Raw genomic sequence first — 19,595 nt, 5'->3', positions numbered from 1 at the left:
GGGAGAGTTCAGCAAGAAAGAGAAAGGACGATGCAGAACGGCGGCGCTCACAAGCGCAGACCAGCCTGCTTCATGAGCGGCAGAATGCGATCACCGAAAAACTCCAGATCGGGCTTGAAGTCGAAGAAGCTCAGTTGCAGGCCGTCAATGCCTGCACGCTTGAGCTGCACGAACTGCTCGACCACCTGCTCAGGCGTGCCGATGACTTCGATGTTTCCACCTATGGCCCGACGCTTGGGCGCATCAAGACCTGCACGACCCTTCCAGGCATGGGCATCGCTTTTGTGGCTGTTGAAGCCCTCGGGTGTGCGCAGGTCCTGATGGGCCACTATGGCGTCGTGATAGGCCCAGGTTTCCTTCTCGGTATCACGGCTGATCACCATGGGATTGAGCAAGGTGCGCACTGATCGACCTGCGTTACGCGCCACCTGCTTGACCCGCGCCGCATGGTCGGGCAGCACTTCGATGGCGCGCGCGAAGTCCGAGGCGCCAGGGCTGGTGATGAAAATCAGGTCCGAGTATCTGGCCGCGAATTCGATGCCCGCATCCGAGCCCGTGGCATTGACCAGCACCGGCCGGCCATAGCGCGGCTTGGGACTCACAAAGCCGCCGCCCAGCTTCCAGGGCGAGCGGCCCGAGAACGAGAAATTCTCTTCATCGGCCCACAGGCGCTGCACCACTTCGATGAACTCCGAAGCCATTTCATAGCGCTGGTCATGCTCGATCTGTTCCCAGCCGAACATCTTGTGCTCCACCTCGCGATGACCCGTCACCACATTGATGCCCCAGCGCCCTCCCGAGATGTGATCCAGCGTGGCGCCCCACTTGGCCAGATGCAGGGGGTGCAGAGGTCCGTAGAGCACGTGGATGGTCGAGATCAGCATGATGCGGCTGGTGACAGAAGTCAGTGCCGCCGTCGTGGCAAACGAATCCAGCGCCTGGCCATTGAAGACTCCGCCATACCCGCCCTTGGGCAGCCATTGCGACAAGGCAAACACCAGGTCGAACCCCAGGTTCTCGGCGTGAAGCACCAGATCCCGGTTGTAGTCAAAACTCCAGTCGGTGCTGCGCGGCAAGGTCGAAGCACTCCAGCCACCGGCCTGTATGGGCAGAAACAGGCCGAGCAGAACCGGCTGATTGAAAGCCTTGGAAAGCGGGCTTTCGGAATATTCAAGAGGTGAAGGGAAATGTTCCCAATCCACGAGAGAGCCAGGTCGTAATGCAGAAGTCATAGATCAGCCATGGGGTCTTGATATGTGACGCAGATATTTCTATAGAAATGAAAATACCGAATCACAGCGCCTTTCAATAATCACATGACGACTCTGACATCCCTAGCAATAATTTCGCATTTACATATTCAGAAATATGCCAAGGCCGAACCCCTCAAGAAAGTTCGAACGCTCATGCCTATAGATTTTTCAAACATAAACAAGAATCTCAAAAATATAATCTGCACTCATTCACTAATTCACCCTGAAGATATTTCTTATTTATTTTTCAATGATCGATATAAGAAATCAGGCTCAATAAACAGATTTCACTGAATATTTACGCCTCTATCATTCATGGATTAACACACGATTCCCCATGAGTGCCACTCCACGTTTATTACGCTCGCTTTGGTCCAATGCGAAATATGCGGTCCCCACCGTGCTGGGCGTCGCCGTATTGAACTTTCTGCTGCTGCAGCTGACGCCGGGCGATGCCGCCGATGTCATGGCCGGTGAAGCCGGCGCGGCCACCGCCGAGACCCTGGCGGCACTGCGCTCGCGCTTCGGGCTCGATCTGACGGTGTTCGAGCAGTTGCAGGCCTATCTGGGCAACCTCGCCCACCTCAGCCTGGGCTTCTCGCCACGCTACAACATGCCGGTGATGGCTCTGATAGCTCAGCGCCTGCCAAGCACGCTGCTGCTGATGGGACTGGCCCTGTCCATCGCGCTGACGCTGGGCATCGCGCTGGGCGCAGCCATGGCGTACTTCGCAGGCCGCCTGCCCGACCGCCTGCTCTCGGTGCTGTCCCTGCTGTTCTATTCAGTGCCCGGCTTCTGGGTCGGGCTGATGCTGATCGTGCTGTTCTCGGTGCAGCTGGGCTGGTTGCCCAGCGGCGGATCAGCCAGCATTGGCTCGCAGCTCAGCGGTCTGGCCGCCGTGCTGGACCAGTTGCGCTACATGGTCCTGCCTGCCACCTCGCTGGCCTTGTTCTTTGTCGCCATCTATGCGCGCCTGACACGTGCGGCCATGCTGGAGGTGCAGTCCCAGGACTTTGTGCGCACCGCAGCAGCCAAGGGCCTGTCTCCCTGGCGCATCACGCTGCGCCATGTATTGCGCAACGCCCTGCTACCCGTCACGACCATGGCGGGAATGCACCTGGGCGGCATGCTTGGCGGCGCCGTGGTCGTCGAAACCGTCTACAGCTGGCCCGGCCTGGGTCGGCTCGCGTTCGAAGCCGTGCTCAGCCGTGACTTCAATGTGCTGATGGGCGTGCTGTTTCTTTCTTCCCTGCTGGTGATCGCAGCCAATGTGCTGGTCGACCTGCTGCACGCGTGGCTGGACCCGCGCATCGAGGTTCGCTGATGTCCCTGTCATCCACACCCGATCTGCTGCAGACCGCACCGAATGCGGCTCCGTCGGCTGCGACTGCCGCGCGCAACGAGGCCGCAGCGCCCGAGCCGGTGCCCCCCTGGCCCAATGTGCATGCACCCGATGCGGTGCGTACCACCACCAGCGAGGCCAGTGCAGGCAGCACAAGCCAGGGCCATCGAGCACTGCGCGTTTTTCTGCACAACCCAACGGCCATGCTGGGCTGTGCCTTTTTGCTGGCGGTTCTGGCGCTGGCCCTGGCTGCCCCCTGGCTTTATCCCGGCGATCCGCTGGACATGGTGGCCCAGCCCTTTCTCTGGCCAGGCCAGGACTCGCAGTTTCTGCTCGGCACCGACTCCATGGGACGTGATGTCGCGGCCGGCATTGCCCACGGCGCCCGGATTTCGCTGCTGGTAGGCATCTCGGCAACCCTGATCGGTCTGAGCCTGGGCATCGGTATCGGCTCGATCAGCGGCTATTTCGGAGGCTGGGTCGATGACGTGCTGCAGCGCGTGGTGGTGCTGTTCCAGACCATTCCCAGCTTCATCCTGCTGGTCGTTCTGGTCGCCATTGCACAACCGGCGATAGGCACGATCGTCGTGGCCATAGGTCTGGTGACCTGGCCGACCGTGGCTCGCCTGGTGCGCGCCGAGTTCCGTTCGCTGCGCGAAAAGGACTTTGTGCTGGCCGCGCGTGCCCTGGGCTACTCGCATGCCCGCATCATCCTGCGCGAAATCCTTCCCAATGCCCTGCCCCCGATCATCGTCACCTCCTCGGTCATGGTGGCCTCGGCCATCCTGCTGGAATCCGCGCTGTCCTTCATGGGCATGGGCGACCCCAACGTCATCAGCTGGGGCAGCATGATCGGCGCGGGGCGCGAGCTGCTGCGTACCGCCTGGTATCTGACCGCCGCGCCGGGCCTGGCCATCGTGCTTGCCGTGCTGGCCTTCAACCTCATCGGCGACGGCCTCAACGACGCGCTGAACCCACGTTTTTCGCAGGAGCGCTGAATGAGCGGACAGACCTTGCTCGATGTACGCGGGTTGAGCATCCGTTTCCCGCAGCACGATCCGGTGCGTGGACTGAGCTTTTGCGTCAATGCTGGCGAGACCCTGGCCATCGTCGGCGAGTCGGGCTCGGGGAAATCGCTGACAGCGCTGGCGCTCATGAGGCTGCTGCCGCGCGCGGCGCGTATCGCCGAGGGCGAGGTCCGTTTCAACGGCCACGATCTGTTGCAGCTGAACGAGCAATCGATGCGACGTCTGCGTGGACGCGAGATCGGCATGATCTTTCAGGAGCCCATGACATCGCTCAACCCCGTCTACTCCGTCGGCTGGCAGATCGCCGAGGTGCTGCGCCAGCATGAAGGACTTTCCGCCAGGTCGGCGCGGCTGCGCGCCGTGGAGCTGCTGGACACCGTCCGCATCCCCGATCCCCAGCGGCGGGTGGACGACTTTCCGCATCAGCTCTCAGGTGGCATGCGCCAGCGCGTGATGATCGCCATGGCCATTGCCTGCAGCCCGCGCCTGCTGATTGCGGACGAGCCGACCACGGCCCTTGATGTGACCATCCAGGCCCAGGTGCTGGATCTGCTGGATCGCCTGCGCAAGGAACTGTCCATGGGTTTGATTTTGATCACCCATGACCTGGGCGTGGTGTCGCAATGGGCCGATCGCGTGGTCGTCATGTATGCCGGCCGCGAGGTCGAGCAGGCAAGCCCCGGCCCGCTTTTCGAGCATCCCCTGCATCCCTATACCCGGGGTCTGCTGGCTGCATCGCCGCGGCTGCAGCCCGGAGCGCATTATCAGGACGGCCCCCTGAGCGAAATTCGCGGCAGTATCGCCTCGGCCATCGGCCAGCAAGGCTGTGCCTTCGCCCCGCGCTGCCCGCACACCCTGGCCTATTGCCGCATCGCCGTGCCGCCACTGATGGATGCAGGACCAAAGCGCCTCAGTGCCTGCCCCGTCACCTTGCCTGCCGCTGCCACGCAGAACGCAAATTTTTCCTAGGATTGCCATGAGCCTGCTGAACGTCAGCGATCTTCAGACCCATTTCAAACTGCCCAAGGGCGTGCTGCGCGCCGTGGATGGCGTTTCCTTCACCGTGGAACGCGGCGAAACCGTGGGCCTGGTGGGCGAGTCGGGTTGCGGCAAATCCACCCTGGGTCGCAGCCTGCTGCGGCTTGAAACACCGACTGCAGGGCATATCACGCTCGACGGACAGGACATCCTGCCGCTCAAGGGCGCCCAGTTGCGCGGCCTGCGCAAGCGCATGCAGATGATCTTCCAGGACCCGTTCGCCTCGCTGAATCCGCGCCACAGCATTGGCAGCATTCTCGAGACACCGTTGCAGGTGCATGGCCTCGGTGATCGTTCCCAGCGCCGCAGGCAAGTGGAGCAGTTGCTCGACCGCGTAGGCCTGCCACGCAGCGCTTTGAGTCGTTACCCGCATGAATTCTCGGGCGGCCAGCGCCAGCGCCTGGGCATTGCACGGGCTTTGATGCTGCAGCCAGATCTGGTGGTCTGCGACGAGCCGGTGTCAGCCCTGGACCTGTCGATTCAGGCCCAGATTCTGAACCTTCTGGTCGAGATGAAACGCGAGTACGGTCTCTCCTACCTGTTCATCTCGCACGATCTGTCCGTGGTGCAGTATTTTGCCGACCGCGTGCTGGTCATGTATCTGGGGCGCATCGTCGAGAGCGCCGATCGCCGCAGCCTTTGGAGCACTCCTCGCCACCCCTATACCCAGGCCTTGATCGATGCCGTGCCCGACCCATCCCGCCACCGGCAGGTAGCCCCGCTGAACGGCGATCTCCCTAGCCCGCAGAACCTGCCGTCGGGCTGCCGTTTCCATCCTCGCTGCCCCAGGGCCAGCGAACTGTGCCTGAGGCAGGAGCCCGCACTGACCGATCTGGGAGGCGGCCACCAGGTCGCTTGCCACCATCCACAGACCTCTGTGATTTCCTTTCTCCACTAACCACCGATCAAAGCCATCTCCATGACCTATCGCTATCTGGGCCGCAGCGGCCTCAAAGTCTCCCGCCTCGCACTGGGCACCATGATGTTTGGAGGCCCCACCGATGAAAAGACCTCGCATGAGATCATCGCCAGGGCCAAGTCCCAGGGCATCAACTTCATCGATACCGCCGACGTCTATCAAAAGGGCGTGACCGAGCAGGTTGTGGGCCGTGCCCTGGCCACAGACCGCAACGACTGGGTTCTGGCTACCAAGTTCGGCAACCCGCTAGGCGAAGGCCCCAATCGTGCCGGCACCTCACGCAAATGGATCATCGAATCGGTGGAAAACAGCCTGCGCCGCCTTGGCACAGACTACATTGACCTGCTGTATTTTCATCGCGCAGATTTCGATGCCCCGCTAGGCGAGGCAGTCCGCGCCATCGGCGATCTGATCCGCGCCGGTAAGCTGCGCTACTTTGGCCTGTCCAACTTCCGCGGCTGGCGCATTGCCGAGGTGGCGCACCTGGCCGATGCCGAAGGCATAGACCGACCCATCGCCAGCCAGCCGCTCTACAACATCGTCAACCGCACGGCCGAAGCAGAGCAGTTGCCGGCGGCTGCAGCCTATGGACTGGGCGTGGTCTCCTACAGCCCTCTCGCGCGAGGCGTGCTGACCGCCAAGTACCCGAGCCTGGAAGCTGCCGATCCTGGCTCACGCGCCGCACGCAAGGACAAGCGCCTGCTGGAGACCGAGTGGCGTCCCGAATCCATCGACATCGCTGCCGAAATCAAACGGCACACCGACGCGCGCGACATCAGCACCGTCGATTTTGCTCTGGCCTGGGTGCTCAACAACCGCCTGATCACCTCTGCAATTGCCGGCCCCCGCACTCCCGAGCAGTGGGAAGGCTATATCCGCGCTCTGAACTACCGGTTCACTGCCGAGGACGAAGCCCTGGTCAACCGCCTGGTAGCTGCCGGCCATCCTTCAACACTGGGCTTCACCGACCCCGGTCACCCTGTGGAAGGCCGCATTCCCTACGTTGCCGCCGCATAAGCCGGCAGACGCCTCTGCAGGCGCCATCGTGAAGCTTCTGCCTGACCCGGCTTTCACGGTGGCGTCTGCCGCTCAAAGTCCGAAACAGGCCATCACCGATGAATGCATTCGTCACACCTCTGCGGCAAGTTGCAGCTGCACAGGAATCAGCAGCGCCATCCGCTCGCCCAAGCCGCACAGACATACTCTCGGGTCTGCCGCAGCTCGCCGCAGCCATTGCTCCCGGCGCGGCGCAGCGCGAGCTGCAGCGCGAAGCCCCTTTTGCGGCTTTTGAGCTGCTGCGTGCTTCAGGCATAGGGGCTCTGCGCATAGGTCGCGAGCAAGGCGGCCCCGGCGGCTCCATCGCCGATGTCATCGAGGTGGTCGCCACGCTCGCTGCAGCAGATTCGAACGTCGCCCATGCACTGCGCACTCACTTCAACACGACCGAGCTGCTGCGCCTGGACCGAAGCCCTTCGCCGCTCGCACAGCGCCAGATCGGCTGGGTGCTGGAAGGCAAGCTGTTCGGCGGTGCATTCACCGAGCTGGGCACGGCACGCGCAGGTATCAGCACCTCGACACTGCTGCGCGAGGGAGAACACCACCGCCTCAATGGCAAAAAGTACTACGCCACCGGAACCGCCTATGCGGACTATTTCAATGTCTTTGCCGTCAACGCGCAGGAGCAGCGCATCACGGCTGTGATACCCGTTCAACGCGAAGGCGTGCGCGTGCTCGACGACTGGGACGGCATGGGCCAGCGCCTGACGGCCAGCGGCAGCGTGGAACTGGACAATGTGCTGGTGTACGACGACGAGATCAGTCCCAGCTCCCGCGAACAATTGCCTGGCCGCCATGCTTCGGCATTACGACAGCTGATTCTGGTGGCCACCGCAGCCGGCATAGTGCGCAACCTCTTCAGCGATGCACGTCACTATGTACTGCACCTCGGACGCCCGGCCATGCACAGTCCAGCCGAGCGTTCGCGCGATGATCATTTCGTGCAGGCAGTGGTGGGAGAGCTGGCCGCAGCCAGCTATGCCATAGACCAGTTGGTGGCGGAAAACGCACGCCAGCTCGACCTGGGCGCCGAGGCACTGCTACTGGAGCATGAGGACACCGAGAACATCGTGCTGCAGGGCGCACTGGCTACGGCCAAGACGCAGCTCGTCGTCAGCCGCCTGGCTCTCAACGCCGCCGAGCGGCTGTTCGAGGTTGGTGGAGCCTCGGCCACCTCACGCAAACTGAATCTGGACAGGCACTGGCGCAATCTGCGCACCATCTTCAGCCACAACCCCTTGCTGCACAAATCACGGGTCGTTGGCGACTACGAACTCAATGGCACACGCACCCATTTGGAAGAGGGTCGCGTCTTCTAGACGCTGCACACAATCACAGCCGGCCTCTGGCCGAGCAGGTATCCGACTCTCTCTGGAGGTGGCCCCCAAAGCACATGTGGTCCGTCAACCTGTTGCGCAGCAGTGCTGCCGAACGCAGGCACGGGCAGGACCTCAAGGGGACCACAGTCCAAACCGGTGCATGTCCGCTGGCACGGGATTTGCCTTGTTACAGGCGCGCAGGTTCGCGCAAGTTTCATAGCAAAGATCGAAGGCTAGTCGCTACATGCCAGTCAAAACAACAACTGTGTCTCGTGTCCTCTTCGCCGCTCTGGCCACCGCCGGAGCTTCCGTCGCGCTGGCACAAAGCAGCGTGCAGATCTATGGCCGCCTCAATACCTCGGTAGAGCATCAGAAGGTCGGAGGCAGCAGCCTGACCGGACTCTTCAACAACAACTCGCGCTTTGGCTTTGTGGGCAGCGAAGACCTGGGCGGCGGCCTCAAGGCCGGCTTTCAGCTCGAATCCGGCTTTGAGTCCGACACCGGTGCCGGCACAGGCAGCACCGGCGCGCTGGCCTTTCAGCGCCAGAGCGAAGTCAACCTCTCAGGCAGACTGGGCAAGCTGCGTCTGGGCCGTTTTGGTGCTGCCACCTATTTCGGCATTGCAGACTATGGTGCACTGGATGAGCCCAACCACGACACCGGCTCCATCGCCGATGCGCTCTACGACTACGTAATGCGCAACACCAACAAGATTGCCTACCGCAGCCCGGTCATGGCCGGACTGACGGTGGAAGCCCAGGCATCGCTGCACGAAAAGACGGCCGGCACCGTGCAGAAGAACGGCTACGACCTCTATGCCAACTGGGAGCGTGGCCCATTGGCCCTGGGCGCGGGCTTTACCCAGCTGGGCGACGACAAGCAGTTTGCCCTGCGCGGCCACTACATCTGGAATGCGCTGCAGGTCGGTGCCTACTACCAGCGCTCGGACAACGGCTCGGGCTCGCTGTGCAGCCATGGCGGTGCCGGTTGCGGCACGCGTGACGCTGCGCGCGTGACTGCGGTCTACCGGGCCGGCGCTTCGGAGCTTGCCCTGGGCTACGGCTGGGCGAGTCGATGGAGCCATGTGCCCGGCAGCAGCGCGCGCCAGTGGATTCTTGGCTACAACCACCATCTGAGCAAACGCACCAAGCTCTATGCTGCCTACACGCGCATCGACAACGGATCGGGCGTGACCTATGGCTATAACTTCAAGGGTGGCGTGGGCTATGGGCAGGATGCCAGCAGCCTGAGCGTGGGTCTGCGCCACGCGTTCTAGACCTGCTTGAGCGGGGGGCGTGCCATGCTGCTGGTGGGCATGGTGCGCGCCTTGCTTCTCAAAAGAAGAGCTTCATGATCTTGCGCCTGGCGTGATTGGGCCTGAACCTTTTTGTGGCAGGCCTTTGTCACGGACAGAGGGCGGATCTCGGCCGGACGCGCAACCGCAAACGAGAGAACAAACGAGAAAACAGACGAGAGAACAAAAAAGCCCGCCAACCAATCGGCCTGCGGGCTTTCGCCGTCAAGTAACTCAGCGGCCTTACTCGGCAGCCTCCGCAGAGGTTTCCGCGCGCACATCGAACTCCACCTTCCAGCGCTCGCTTCCGCCCACGGGCACGGCATTGAGCTCCAGGGTGCCGATATCGGTCACGCGCGCCGCCAGGGTCACGGGCACCACCTCGCCGGCCGCGCGGCCGGCAGCGGGCAGATTCAGCTCGATCTCCTGCAGCTCCACCAGCTCTTCGGGCGACCAGAAGTCCAGCATGGTGCCGACCTGGTCGGAGCGGCGCACGGACGAGCCGAAGAAGCGCAGACGCACGGGCTCGCCCACGACCAGGCCGAACTCTTCGTCAGGCAGCGCGACTTCCGTGCCCTCTTCCATGCCGAACGGCGCCAGGCACAGGGCGGACAGGGGCGGCTCCATGCCGGGGATAGCAGGCATATTGCTCTCCACACCCACGTAATAGGACTGGGCCGTGCCGCCGCGAATGCGCACGCCACGGCCGCTGGTGGCGATATGGCCGTAATAGGCCGCACCGCGGGCCACGGCCAGATCGAGGTTGGCACCGTCCAGCAGACGCGCAGGCTCGCAGGCCTCGTCGTCCAGCCAGCCGTTGATGACTTCCAGGATGCGCTGCTCGATCTGGGGCGCCTTGAGCACGCCGCCGTTGAACAAAATGGCCGTGGGGTGCAAGAAGGTGGAGCCGTCGATCTGATCGCCGTTCAGGCCTTCGATCTCGGCCAGCGCATGAACCTGGCGGCTCAGAAAGGCCGCCAGATGGCGCGTGACGGCGGCATCCTGCGCATAGGGCAGGCCCAGCTGCGTGAGCGCGCCGCGCGCGCGGGTCTTGGGCTTGTCGCTGACGGCCACCTTGGGGAAAAAGCCCTCGACCAGCATGGCCAGCACTTCGTCGCGTGTCACTTCGGTGCGAATGCTGCCGCCGATGAGCTTGCTGCCCCGGCTGGGCACGACCACGGGCACGGCCTGCAAGTTGGCGTCAGCCAGCAATTGCTCCTTGGCTGCGCGGCAGCCATGGGCCAGCGCGCGGGTTTGCCAGGCATCGAGCTGCTTGCCCTCGGCCGCCAGCTTGCGCGCCACGCCATAGGCCAGGGCCAGATCCATGTTGTCGCCGCCCAGCAGAATGTGCTCGCCCACGGCAATGCGCTGCAGCTCCAGATTGCCTTCGCGCTCCAGCACGGCGATCAGCGAGAGGTCGGTGGTGCCGCCGCCCACGTCCACGACGAGGATGATGTCGCCATGCTTGACCTGCTTGCGCCACTGGCCGCCGCTGGCCTGGATCCAGCTGTACAGCGCGGCCTGGGGTTCTTCGAGCAGCGTCAGCTTGGCAAAGCCTGCAGCCTTGCAGGCCTCGGCCGTCAACTCGCGCGCGGCGGGGTCGAACGATGCCGGAATGGTGACGGTAATGTCCTGCTGGTCAAACGGGGCCTCGGGGTGGGCCTGCTCCCAGGCGCGGCGCAGATGCTCAAGATAGCGGGTGGAGGCGGTCAGCGGCGAAATGCGGCTGACCTCCTCCGGTGCATCGGCGGGGAGAATGCCTGCGCGGCGATCGACGCCGGGGTGGCAGAGCCAGCTCTTGGCGCTGCTCACCAGACGGATGGGCGTGGCCGCGCCGCGGCTGCGGGCGAATTCGCCGGTGATGAAGTCGCCGGGCGCACCGGGCAGGCTGCGCTCGGCTTCGGTCAGCTCGCTCTCGTGCGGCAGATAGAGAAAGGACGGCAGCAGGGGCCTGGCCTCGACACTGCCGGGAGCCGTGAGCTGGGGAATGTCCAGCACGCCCTGCACCACCTTCTCGCCATCGCTGACGATCTTGTTCACATAGGACAGCGCGCAGTGGGTGGTGCCCAGATCGATGCCGATGCTGTAGCTAGCGCCGGCAGATGGAGCATCGACCGGGCCAGCAGCGCTGCTTTGCGGCTGAGCGACAGCAGCCACGTTTTCAGCCAAGGGAGCGGCCTGGGGGGCCGCACCCGATGCGGCGATGGAGGCAAACATGTTCATGGCTCACAGCTCCACTTCGGCTTGGGCGATGACCTTGGCGGCCTGAATGTCGGTGAGCTGGGGGAGCCTGACCTGAGTCACCAGCCAGCCCCGGTGGGACAGCGTGCCGGTAAACGGTGGCTGGCCGACCACATTGCCCGTCAGTCGCACGGCAGCAGCGTCAAAACCGGCCTGCAAAGTGATGCGTGAGCCTTCGGCTTCGCTGCACACGGGCGAGAGCGTGAAATGCTCGCGCAGCACCTTGCGGCAGCCTTCATGCACCACGCGCGCGGCCGCGCCGATTTCGGCATCGGTATAGGGCGCAACATCTTCCTGGATGAAGTCCACAAAACGGGCCTCGCGCTGCATCAGGCCCAGCAGTTGCAGGGCGGCGCTGTCGGTGGCGACGAGCTTTTCCACCTCGACGGTTTTTTCAATCAGCTTCTCGACCGGAACCTCGACGCGCTTTTCGACGGTCTTTTCCACGATTTTTTCGACCGGTACTTCGACGCGAACCTCGACGATCTTCTCGACCGGCACTTCCACGCGTACTTCCCTGGGGGCGACGTCGGCGGCAAAAGCCTCACCGGCGCGCACACGACTCACGTCGGCGGCCAGGCGACCGTTACCGAGAATGGCAAAGAAACTGCCGATCGCGATGGCGATGCGGCTCAGGAATGAGGGGGGGGTATTGGCAGTCATGGAGTCTGTCTCAAAACAGGTTCACGCATGCAGAATCTCTCTGTGGCGCCCTTGCGGGCTGCGCTGCGCGAACCGAAAACGGAGCGGACCAGGCGGCAGCGACACGGCCGACCCTGGCGGCACAAGGCTGGACGCGCCGCAAGCGATGCGCGGGCCTGTGCAACAGGCGCAGATATTACCCAAAAAGCCCGATCTGCCCTCCCGCTATGGCTTTGCCGCGCCGGCTGCCGCGCCTGGACGCGCGCTGCCGGGTCATACGCGGCAAGCATGACCTTCTTCCGTTTCATCGTTATGAAGCCGCCGCCATTTGCCGGATAGTTGATGCAGGACCTTGACAAACAGGCCGCCCCGCAAACGGGTCCTGGCGATTCATGGGCTGCAGGCAATGTGCGGCACCATGGACGACCGAACAACAATTGCATTGCGTTTTCGATACGCCCACTTCCCGAGGAGACTTCCCCCATGCGCCTGATGACCGCGAACATAACGCTGGCATGTACCGCCCTTGTAGCCGCCATGGCCGCCTCCGGCGTCCAGGCCCAGACCACCCCCGGCAGCACGCTGGAGAAGCTGCAAAAGACCGGCAAGGTGGTCATAGGCGTGCGCGAAAGCTCGGCCCCCATGGCCTATGCCATAGGCGCCAACCACCGCTTCACCGGCTACCACGTGGAGTTGTGCGAGAAGGTGCTGGCCCAGATCGCGCCCAGCGCCAAGATCGAATACATGGCCATCACCGCGCAGAACACCATGCCGCTGGTGCAAAACGGCACCGTGGATCTGGGCTGCGGCCCCACGACCAACAACCTCAGCCGCCAAAAGCAGGTCTCGTTTGCCGTCACCACCTATGTCAGCCAGGTGCGCATGGCCGTGCGCGCAGACTCGCCCGTGACCTCGTTCAAGCAGCTGGATGGCAAGACCGTGGCCGCTTCGGCAGGCACCACCGCCGTGCAGCTGCTGCGCAAATACAGCCATGACAACAATGTGAAGCTGCCGACCCAGCTGGGCAAGGACCATTTCGAGAGCTTTCTGATGCTGGAGTCCGGCCGCGCTGACGCTTTTGTGCTTGACGACAATCTGCTGGCCGGCGTGATCGCCAACTCCAAGGACCCCAGGGGCTACAAGATCGTGGGCGAGGCGCTGGGGTCGGAGCCCATCGCGCTGCTGATGCGCAAGGACGATCCCGGCTTCAAGAAGGCCGTGGACGATGCCCTGGTGCGCATGATGAAGTCCGGCGAAGTGGCGAAGATCTACGACAAATGGTTTATGCAGCCCATTCCGCCCAAGGAAATGCCGCTGAACCTGCCCATGAGCGAGACGCTCAAGCAGCTGCTGCAAGCGCCCAATGACAAGCCGCTGGAAGCCTACAACAGCTGAAGCGACCACTAGACTGCGCCTGGAGCCATGCTTTATTGATAGCTTGTTGCGCTTGTTAAACAAGCACTTCAGACATATTCATAGCTGAATTCATTGAAGGAGCTGCGCTTGCAGCTCCTTTTTTTATTACATCGACGCAGAGCAGGCAAACTCCTGCGCGACCTGCTTGAGCCAGCCCTGGAAGGCCTGCAGCGGCGGATAGGTCGAGCGGCTGGTCGGCCAGGCCAGGTAATAGCGCTCGGCACTTTCCACCTCTGGCAGCAGCGGCAGGGCCTGGACCAGATCGCCGGCCTGCAGCTCGCGCTGGATCAGAAACTTGGGCAGCAGCGCCACGCCCACGCCGGCAATCGCCGCCTGCGCCGCCGTGGCGAACTGATCGAACAGCATGCCCTGCATATCGCCGCCCTGGCAGCCCTGGCTGCCGAACCAGCGCTGCCAGGCGTCGGGACGCGACGCCAGATGCAGCAGGGGTGCGCGCAGCAGATCCTCGGGCCGGGCAAAGCCGTGGCGGGCCGCCACATCGGGGCTGCAGGCCGGCACCACGGTCTCGCTCATGAGGAACTCCAGCTCCGCGCCCGGCCAGTTCGGCAGGCCGAAATGAATGGCCGCATCCACGGCTTCGAGCTGGAAATCGAACTGCGACAGCCGTGTGGTCAGGTTGATGGTGATGCCCGGATGGGCGCTGAAGAACTGCGGCAGCCGCGGCGCCAGCCAGCGCGTGCCGAAGGTCGGCAGGATGGCCAGGTTCAGGCTGCCGCCTTGGGGGTTGGTGCGAAAGCCCAGCGTGGCATTGGAGATGCGCGCCAGGGCGGCGCGGATCTCCTGCGCATAGGCCTGGCCCGCAGCGCTCAGGCGCACGGTCTGGCGCTCGCGCACGAACAGCTCGGTGCCCAGGCGCTCCTCCAGCGCGCGGATCTGGCGGCTGACGGCGCTTTGCGTGAGATGCAGCTCGGCGGCCGCTGCGGTAAAGCTCTGATGCCGCGCCGAGGCCTCGAAGGCGCAGAGCAGGGACATGGGGGGCAGAAAGCGACGGGATAGCTGCATGGCGGCAAGGATGTGGGGATGATTCGGGCGCAGGTTCATTCCGTCCAGGTATGACCTGCAGGCCGGATTATCGTTTGACCAAAGTCATGACGGCGCAGAACATGCTGCATATTCCTGCGGCCCCGCCAGCGGCGCGGCCATCCCACGACCCCAGCCCTTCTGTTTTGTCATGAGCGCCATGCCCCACGCCTCTTCCTCCGCAGCCCGCTTTGTCAGCGTCGACGAGATCCGCACGCGCTTCTCGCGCGCCATGTCCGAGATGTACCGCAAGGAAGTGCCGCAGTACGGCACCCTGATCGACCTTGTGGCCGATGTCAACGCCGTGGCGCTGCAGGCCGACCCCGAGCTGCGCCAGCGCATGGGCAAAAGCGGCGAGCTCGAGCGCCTGGATGTGGAGCGCCATGGCGCCATCCGCGTCGGCACGGCCGAGGAACTGGCCACGCTGCGCCGCCTGTTCGCCGTCATGGGCATGGAGCCCGTGGGCTATTACGACCTCTCGGTGGCCGGCGTTCCCGTGCACTCCACGGCCTTTCGTCCGGTGCACGACGAGGCGCTGCTGGCCAACCCGTTTCGCGTCTTCACCTCGCTGCTGCGCCTGGAGCTGATCGCCGATGAGGCGCTGCGCGCGCAGGCCGCCGAGATCCTCCAGCGCCGTCGCATCTTCACGCCGCGCGCGCTGGAGCTCATTGCCCAGGCCGAGCGTGACGGAGGCCTGGACAGCAGCGACGCAGACGCCTTTGTGCAGCAGGCCCTGGAGACCTTCCGCTGGCACAGCGATGCCACCGTGGACGCAGCCACCTACAACGCCCTGCAAAAAGCCCACCGCCTGGTGGCCGATGTGGTGTGCTTCAAGGGCCCGCACATCAACCATCTGACGCCACGCACGCTGGACATAGACCTGGCCCAGGCCGATATGCCCACGCGCGGCATGGATGCCAAGGACGTGGTCGAAGGCCCGCCACAGCGCGCCTGCCCTATCTTGCTGCGCCAGACCAGCTTCAAGGCGCTCAAGGAGGCCGTGCGCTTTACCGATGCCGACGCCAACGCGGACAGTGCCGGCGCCCATACCGCCCGCTTTGGCGAGATCGAGCAGCGCGGCGTCGCGCTGACACGCAAGGGCCGTGCCCTGTACGACGAGCTGCTGGGTCTGGTGCGCGGCATAGACAGCGCGGGCAGCGCCGCGCCCGACTATGCGCACCGTCTGCAGCAGGTCTTCACGCAGTTTCCAGACACGCACGAGCAATTGCGCCGCCAGGGTCTGGCTTTCTACCGCTACCGCCTGACCGAACATGCTCAGGCTCAGCTGCCCCAGGGCGCTGCCGAGGCAGACCTGGAAGCGCTGATCACCCGGGGTCTGGTGCAGGCCGAGCCGATCACCTATGAGGATTTTCTGCCCGTGAGCGCGGCCGGCATCTTCCAGTCCAACCTCGGCGGCGAGGAGCAAAAGCAATACCAGGCCCATGCCGCGCAGCAGGTCTTCGAGAGCGCACTGGGCGCGAGCGTGCATGACGAAATCGCCCTGTACGAGGCCAGCGAACAACAATCCAGGGCCCAGGTTCTCGGGATGCTGGCAGGAGCTGCGGCATGAGTCAAGGCAGCGCACTGGCTCCCTTTGCCGCCGTGTTTGCCGAGCCTGCGGGGTCTCCGATACGCGAGCTGTTTCCCTATCTCTCGCGCCCCGGCATGATCTCGCTGGCCGGCGGCTATCCATCACCCAGCCTCTTCGATGCCGAGGGCCTGGCCCAGGCCGCCCAGCAGGCCATGGCCCAGGGCCCGGGCGCGCTGCAATATGGGGCCACCGAAGGCCTGGGCGAGCTGCGCGAGGCCCTGGCGCAGCAGGCGCGCGAGCGCGGCATGCAGGCGACGGCCGCCGACATACTGGTGACCACCGGATCGCAGCAGGCCTTTGACCTTCTGGTGCGCGTGCTCGTGGAGCCCGGCGACACGGTGCTGGTCGAGGTCCCCGCCTATCCGGCCACGCTGCAGGCCCTGCGTCTGGCGCAGGCACGCATCCTGCCCATTCCCATGGACGAGCAAGGCCTGCAGACCGAAGCCCTGGCCGATCTGCTGGCCGCACTGCCCGCAGACCAGCGCCCCAAGCTGCTCTACACCGTGCCGAATTTCTCCAACCCGCGCGGCACGCTGCTGGCGGCCGAGCGCCGCGAAGCCTTGGTGCAACTTGCGCTGCAGCACGGCTTCCGGGTGGTCGAGGACGATCCCTATGGCGAGCTGCGCTTCGGCGAGCCCGGCGACGTCCCCCAGGCCATGCCAGGCACCGTGCGCGCCGCGGGCGAGCGGCTGGCCGAGCCCGGCGCCAACCCCGTCATCTATCTGTCCAGCCTGTCCAAGACCGTGGCGCCCGCGCTGCGCGTGGGCTGGATGCTGGCCGACGCGCCGCTGCTGCGCCGCTGCACGGTGGCCAAGCAGACGGCCGACCTGTGCACCTCGCCGCTGACGCAGTCGGTCGCTGCCTTCTATCTGGCCAGCGGCCGCTATCCGGCCACCGTGCAGCGCGCGCGCCAGGAATACCAGCGCCGCATGCAGGCCCTTGTCCAGGGCCTGGACGCGGCACCGGACAGCGGCATACGCTGCTCGCGCCCCGCTGGCGGCATGTTCGTCTGGGCCGAGCTGGACCACCAGATCGATCCGCAAAAGCTCTTCGACGCCGCCGTGGCCCAGGGCGTGGTCTATGTGCCAGGCAAGGCCTTCTATCCGGCCAACCCCGACCTGCACACGCTGCGCATGTCGTTTGCCGCGCCCGAAGTGCCGCAGATCGCGCAAGCCGTAGAGCGCTTGTGCCGGGCCGCAGCGCAAAGCCGCTGAGATAAAGCACCCCCTGTGCCGCTTCGCGTCTTCCCCCTCTCTGGCTTGGTCGCAGGGGGACGGCACCGACGCTGCGAGGCGGCCCTTGCACGGCGCCCGGCCATGCACAGCGCCATGAAATAACGGACAAGCAGGGAGTCATCTGCACCGGCCCGGGCTGCGCGGCATAATCGGGACTTCGACATCGTCTTGCCCATGGCCTTCCTGCACCTGTCCACCGCCGCCCGCCTGCGCCGCTTTGCCTTTGCCGCAGAGCTGCCCGCGCGTGCCTGCGTGCTGCGTGCGCTGCACACCCGCCGCCATGGCATTCCCACCGCATTCGTGAGCCTGAGCGGTGTCACGGCCATGCTTTCCGCCGCCGTGCGGATGGCTTGAAGCACACAGCTCACATCCTCCGCACGGCCTTCCCAAACAGCATTTCCCAGGTGCATGGGAGCGGTACGTCCACGTCTTCGACGTCCGTATCGCCACGCGCACCGCATCTTGCTCAAAGGACGATCCGGAGGTCAGCCATGGACATGGAACTCACTCAAAATTTCTTGCGCGGCAAAAATCCCTGTGCCATGGGTTATCGCTGGTTTGTGCGCAACAACCTGGCCGGCGGCGACTACCAGGCCGCCATGGACACCCAGGTGGCCGCCGGCCGCGTGGACGATGCACGCTGGCTGCTGGAGAACTTCGGCTCCACCAACAGCGTGCTGGAGCTCGAGCACCTGGAGGCCGACAACTTCGTCTATGCCGGCACGCTGATCGTGCACGGCGATGTGCGCGTGCCCGGCCAGCTGCTGGTGGGCCGCAGCCTGCAGGCGGGCGGCGGCATACGGGCGGGCAAGCTGGAAGCGGGCGAAGAGATTCAATGCGGCGGCGCCATCTTCGCCGGTGAACTGCTGCAGGCCGGCGGCAGCATCAAGGCGGCCTGGAGCGTGGAAGTCGAGGGCGAGCTGCGCGCCGAAGACCTGCGCTGCGGCTGGGAGCTGCGCGGCAGCGGCCATGTGAAGCTCAAGGGCAATGCCCATATCGGCCAGGAAGTGCAGGTGCAAGGCGACATGCACTGCGGCAAGGGCCTGAAAGCAGGCGGCGCCATCGAGGTGCAGGGCCTGCTCGATGTAGGCCATGGCATTGCCGGCAACGACGGCATCCTCTGCGGCAACCACATTCAGGCCGGCTGGGGCATCAGGGCCCAGGGCGATATCCGCGCGGCCTGCAGCATCCGCAGCGGCGAGACCCTGCAGGCTGATGGCGAGATCGCGGCCGGCCCGGGCTATGGCGTGTTTGCCGGCATGAATGTGCAGATGCAGGCCTGGCCCGACTGCGCCTGGGTGCGTGCGCTGAAAAAGCCCGAGGCGCTGATCAGCGGCTTCTGGGAAGGCCGGCCGGCCTTCGCCTAGACGCTGGCCGGGTTAAGGGGCAAACAGGCAAAATAGCTGTTTTGGCCCAAGGCTGGCGCCCGGCGCCCGCCTGTTGATAAGAGAGTCTGCCCCGTGTTTACCGGCATCATTCAGGCCGTGGCAAAGATTGCCGCGCTGCGCGACCAGGACGGCCTGCGCACCTTCATCATGGAGTTCCCCGAAGGCTTCTGCCAGGATCTGGCCATTGGTGCCAGCGTCTCGCACGACGGCGTCTGCCTGACGGTGACCGAGAACCTCTCGCCCACCAGCGCCAGCTTTGACGTGATGCTGCAAAGCCTGAACATCACCACGCTGGGCAGCTACAAGGCCGGCGACACGCTCAATGTGGAGCGCGCCGCCAGGGATGGCGCCGAGATTGGCGGCCACCCGCTGTCGGGCCATGTGGACTTCACGGCGCCGCTGCTGGAGGTGATGCAGACCGAGACCAACCACAAGATCCGCTTCGGCATTCCCGAAGCCTTCCGCCCCTATGTGTTTGCCAAGGGCTATATCGCCGTCAACGGCGCCAGCCTGACGGTGGCCGAGGTGAATCGCAAGGAAGGCTGGTTCGAGGTCTGGCTGATTCCCGAAACCCTGCGCATGACGGTGTTCGGCGACAAGAAGGTCGGCGATCTGGTCAATATCGAGATTGAGCGCAGCACCCAGGTGGTGGTCGATACCGTGCGCGAAACCATTGAAGCCAGCCTGGGGCGGCTCAAGCCCGTGCTCGAAGCCCTGCTGCAGGAAAAAGGCCTGAGCCTCGACGATTTTGTGGATGTGCCGCAACTGCCCAAGCCATAAGCCCGGATGCGG

17 protein-coding genes are annotated in these 19,595 nt (G+C 64.4%); 13 read left to right on the top strand and 4 right to left on the bottom strand.

Features of this window, described 5'->3' with window-relative positions; all coding sequences use genetic code 11:
• Positions 1-47: 47 nt before the first annotated feature.
• Complete coding sequence (locus P353_RS00620) at positions 48-1,232, bottom strand: LLM class flavin-dependent oxidoreductase (RefSeq protein WP_034364226.1); 1,185 nt, start codon at positions 1,230-1,232, stop codon at positions 48-50.
• Positions 1,233-1,590: 358 nt separating this feature from the next.
• On the opposite strand from P353_RS00620, the gene P353_RS00615 reads away from it, so the two are divergent.
• The 7 genes from P353_RS00615 to P353_RS00585 all read left to right on the top strand — a co-directional run bounded on the left by P353_RS00615 (position 1,591) and on the right by P353_RS00585 (position 9,231).
• Positions 1,591-2,577 (top strand): ABC transporter permease, encoded by a 987-nt coding sequence (locus P353_RS00615; protein WP_034364225.1) that lies wholly within the window; start codon positions 1,591-1,593, stop codon positions 2,575-2,577.
• Positions 2,577-3,593: an ABC transporter permease gene (locus P353_RS00610; protein ID WP_034364223.1), complete on the top strand. Its 1,017-nt coding sequence runs from the start codon at positions 2,577-2,579 to the stop codon at positions 3,591-3,593. The genes P353_RS00615 and P353_RS00610 overlap by 1 nt, the downstream gene beginning before the upstream one ends.
• Complete coding sequence (locus P353_RS30285; RefSeq protein ID WP_034364221.1) at positions 3,594-4,592, top strand: ABC transporter ATP-binding protein; 999 nt, start codon at positions 3,594-3,596, stop codon at positions 4,590-4,592. It begins immediately after the preceding gene.
• A gap of 7 nt (positions 4,593-4,599) precedes the next feature.
• The gene (locus P353_RS30280; RefSeq protein WP_034364219.1) at positions 4,600-5,559 is read left to right on the top strand and encodes an ABC transporter ATP-binding protein; all 960 of its coding nucleotides are present in this window, start codon (positions 4,600-4,602) and stop codon (positions 5,557-5,559) included.
• Positions 5,560-5,580: 21 nt separating this feature from the next.
• Positions 5,581-6,597 carry an aldo/keto reductase gene (locus P353_RS00595; RefSeq protein WP_034364218.1) on the top strand — a complete coding sequence of 339 codons (1,017 nt, stop codon included), beginning with the start codon at positions 5,581-5,583 and terminating at the stop codon, positions 6,595-6,597.
• Positions 6,598-6,695: 98 nt separating this feature from the next.
• On the top strand, positions 6,696-7,955 hold the full coding sequence (locus tag P353_RS00590; protein ID WP_034364217.1) for an acyl-CoA dehydrogenase family protein: 1,260 nt from the start codon (positions 6,696-6,698) through the stop codon (positions 7,953-7,955).
• A 244-nt stretch (positions 7,956-8,199) separates the two neighbouring features.
• Positions 8,200-9,231, top strand: coding sequence for a porin (locus tag P353_RS00585; protein ID WP_034364216.1), 1,032 nt, complete (start codon positions 8,200-8,202; stop codon positions 9,229-9,231).
• A gap of 261 nt (positions 9,232-9,492) precedes the next feature.
• Here P353_RS00585 and P353_RS00575 read toward each other — a convergent pair whose 3' ends face one another.
• Positions 9,493-11,472 carry an Hsp70 family protein gene (locus P353_RS00575; RefSeq protein WP_034364212.1) on the bottom strand — a complete coding sequence of 660 codons (1,980 nt, stop codon included), beginning with the start codon at positions 11,470-11,472 and terminating at the stop codon, positions 9,493-9,495.
• Positions 11,473-11,475: 3 nt separating this feature from the next.
• Positions 11,476-12,153, bottom strand: a complete 678-nt coding sequence (locus P353_RS00570) for a DUF2760 domain-containing protein (RefSeq protein ID WP_034364210.1) — start codon at positions 12,151-12,153, stop codon at positions 11,476-11,478.
• 462 nt (positions 12,154-12,615) lie between these two features.
• Here P353_RS00570 and P353_RS00565 point away from each other — a divergent pair, with 462 nt between their 5' ends.
• Positions 12,616-13,527 carry a transporter substrate-binding domain-containing protein gene (locus P353_RS00565; RefSeq protein ID WP_034364208.1) on the top strand — a complete coding sequence of 304 codons (912 nt, stop codon included), beginning with the start codon at positions 12,616-12,618 and terminating at the stop codon, positions 13,525-13,527.
• Between the two features lie 126 nt (positions 13,528-13,653).
• Here P353_RS00565 and P353_RS00560 read toward each other — a convergent pair whose 3' ends face one another.
• Positions 13,654-14,571, bottom strand: a complete 918-nt coding sequence (locus P353_RS00560; protein ID WP_034365355.1) for a LysR family transcriptional regulator — start codon at positions 14,569-14,571, stop codon at positions 13,654-13,656.
• A gap of 169 nt (positions 14,572-14,740) precedes the next feature.
• On the opposite strand from P353_RS00560, the gene P353_RS00555 reads away from it, so the two are divergent.
• The 5 genes from P353_RS00555 to P353_RS00535 all read left to right on the top strand — a co-directional run bounded on the left by P353_RS00555 (position 14,741) and on the right by P353_RS00535 (position 19,583).
• Positions 14,741-16,159 carry a VOC family protein gene (locus P353_RS00555; protein WP_052084617.1) on the top strand — a complete coding sequence of 473 codons (1,419 nt, stop codon included), beginning with the start codon at positions 14,741-14,743 and terminating at the stop codon, positions 16,157-16,159.
• Positions 16,156-17,394 (top strand): PLP-dependent aminotransferase family protein, encoded by a 1,239-nt coding sequence (locus tag P353_RS00550; protein WP_034364206.1) that lies wholly within the window; start codon positions 16,156-16,158, stop codon positions 17,392-17,394. The genes P353_RS00555 and P353_RS00550 overlap by 4 nt, the downstream gene beginning before the upstream one ends.
• A gap of 195 nt (positions 17,395-17,589) precedes the next feature.
• Positions 17,590-17,769 (top strand): hypothetical protein, encoded by a 180-nt coding sequence (locus P353_RS00545; protein WP_034364204.1) that lies wholly within the window; start codon positions 17,590-17,592, stop codon positions 17,767-17,769.
• 143 nt (positions 17,770-17,912) lie between these two features.
• Positions 17,913-18,782 (top strand): hypothetical protein, encoded by an 870-nt coding sequence (locus P353_RS00540; protein WP_034365353.1) that lies wholly within the window; start codon positions 17,913-17,915, stop codon positions 18,780-18,782.
• A 93-nt stretch (positions 18,783-18,875) separates the two neighbouring features.
• Positions 18,876-19,583, top strand: a complete 708-nt coding sequence (locus P353_RS00535) for a riboflavin synthase (RefSeq protein ID WP_034364202.1) — start codon at positions 18,876-18,878, stop codon at positions 19,581-19,583.
• Positions 19,584-19,595: the final 12 nt, after the last annotated feature.

The organism is Comamonas testosteroni (genome assembly GCF_000761245.1).
Lineage (GTDB): Bacteria > Pseudomonadota > Gammaproteobacteria > Burkholderiales > Burkholderiaceae_C > Comamonas > Comamonas testosteroni_C.
The sequence above is the reverse complement of the archived record's forward strand: the minus strand, read 5'-3'. Positions and strand labels throughout refer to the sequence as shown.

Bases quoted from the DNA above. Each gene is read 5' to 3' on its own strand.
- P353_RS00620 (WP_034364226.1), bottom strand. From the start codon at position 1,232: ATGACTTCTGCATTACGACCTGGCTCTCTCGTGGATTGGGAACATTTC.
- P353_RS00615 (WP_034364225.1), top strand. From the start codon at position 1,591: ATGAGTGCCACTCCACGTTTATTACGCTCGCTTTGGTCCAATGCGAAA.
- P353_RS00610 (WP_034364223.1), top strand. From the start codon at position 2,577: ATGTCCCTGTCATCCACACCCGATCTGCTGCAGACCGCACCGAATGCG.
- P353_RS30285 (WP_034364221.1), top strand. From the start codon at position 3,594: ATGAGCGGACAGACCTTGCTCGATGTACGCGGGTTGAGCATCCGTTTC.
- P353_RS30280 (WP_034364219.1), top strand. From the start codon at position 4,600: ATGAGCCTGCTGAACGTCAGCGATCTTCAGACCCATTTCAAACTGCCC.
- P353_RS00595 (WP_034364218.1), top strand. From the start codon at position 5,581: ATGACCTATCGCTATCTGGGCCGCAGCGGCCTCAAAGTCTCCCGCCTC.
- P353_RS00590 (WP_034364217.1), top strand. From the start codon at position 6,696: ATGAATGCATTCGTCACACCTCTGCGGCAAGTTGCAGCTGCACAGGAA.
- P353_RS00585 (WP_034364216.1), top strand. From the start codon at position 8,200: ATGCCAGTCAAAACAACAACTGTGTCTCGTGTCCTCTTCGCCGCTCTG.
- P353_RS00575 (WP_034364212.1), bottom strand. From the start codon at position 11,472: ATGAACATGTTTGCCTCCATCGCCGCATCGGGTGCGGCCCCCCAGGCC.
- P353_RS00570 (WP_034364210.1), bottom strand. From the start codon at position 12,153: ATGACTGCCAATACCCCCCCCTCATTCCTGAGCCGCATCGCCATCGCG.
- P353_RS00565 (WP_034364208.1), top strand. From the start codon at position 12,616: ATGCGCCTGATGACCGCGAACATAACGCTGGCATGTACCGCCCTTGTA.
- P353_RS00560 (WP_034365355.1), bottom strand. From the start codon at position 14,571: ATGCAGCTATCCCGTCGCTTTCTGCCCCCCATGTCCCTGCTCTGCGCC.
- P353_RS00555 (WP_052084617.1), top strand. From the start codon at position 14,741: ATGAGCGCCATGCCCCACGCCTCTTCCTCCGCAGCCCGCTTTGTCAGC.
- P353_RS00550 (WP_034364206.1), top strand. From the start codon at position 16,156: ATGAGTCAAGGCAGCGCACTGGCTCCCTTTGCCGCCGTGTTTGCCGAG.
- P353_RS00545 (WP_034364204.1), top strand. From the start codon at position 17,590: ATGGCCTTCCTGCACCTGTCCACCGCCGCCCGCCTGCGCCGCTTTGCC.
- P353_RS00540 (WP_034365353.1), top strand. From the start codon at position 17,913: ATGGAACTCACTCAAAATTTCTTGCGCGGCAAAAATCCCTGTGCCATG.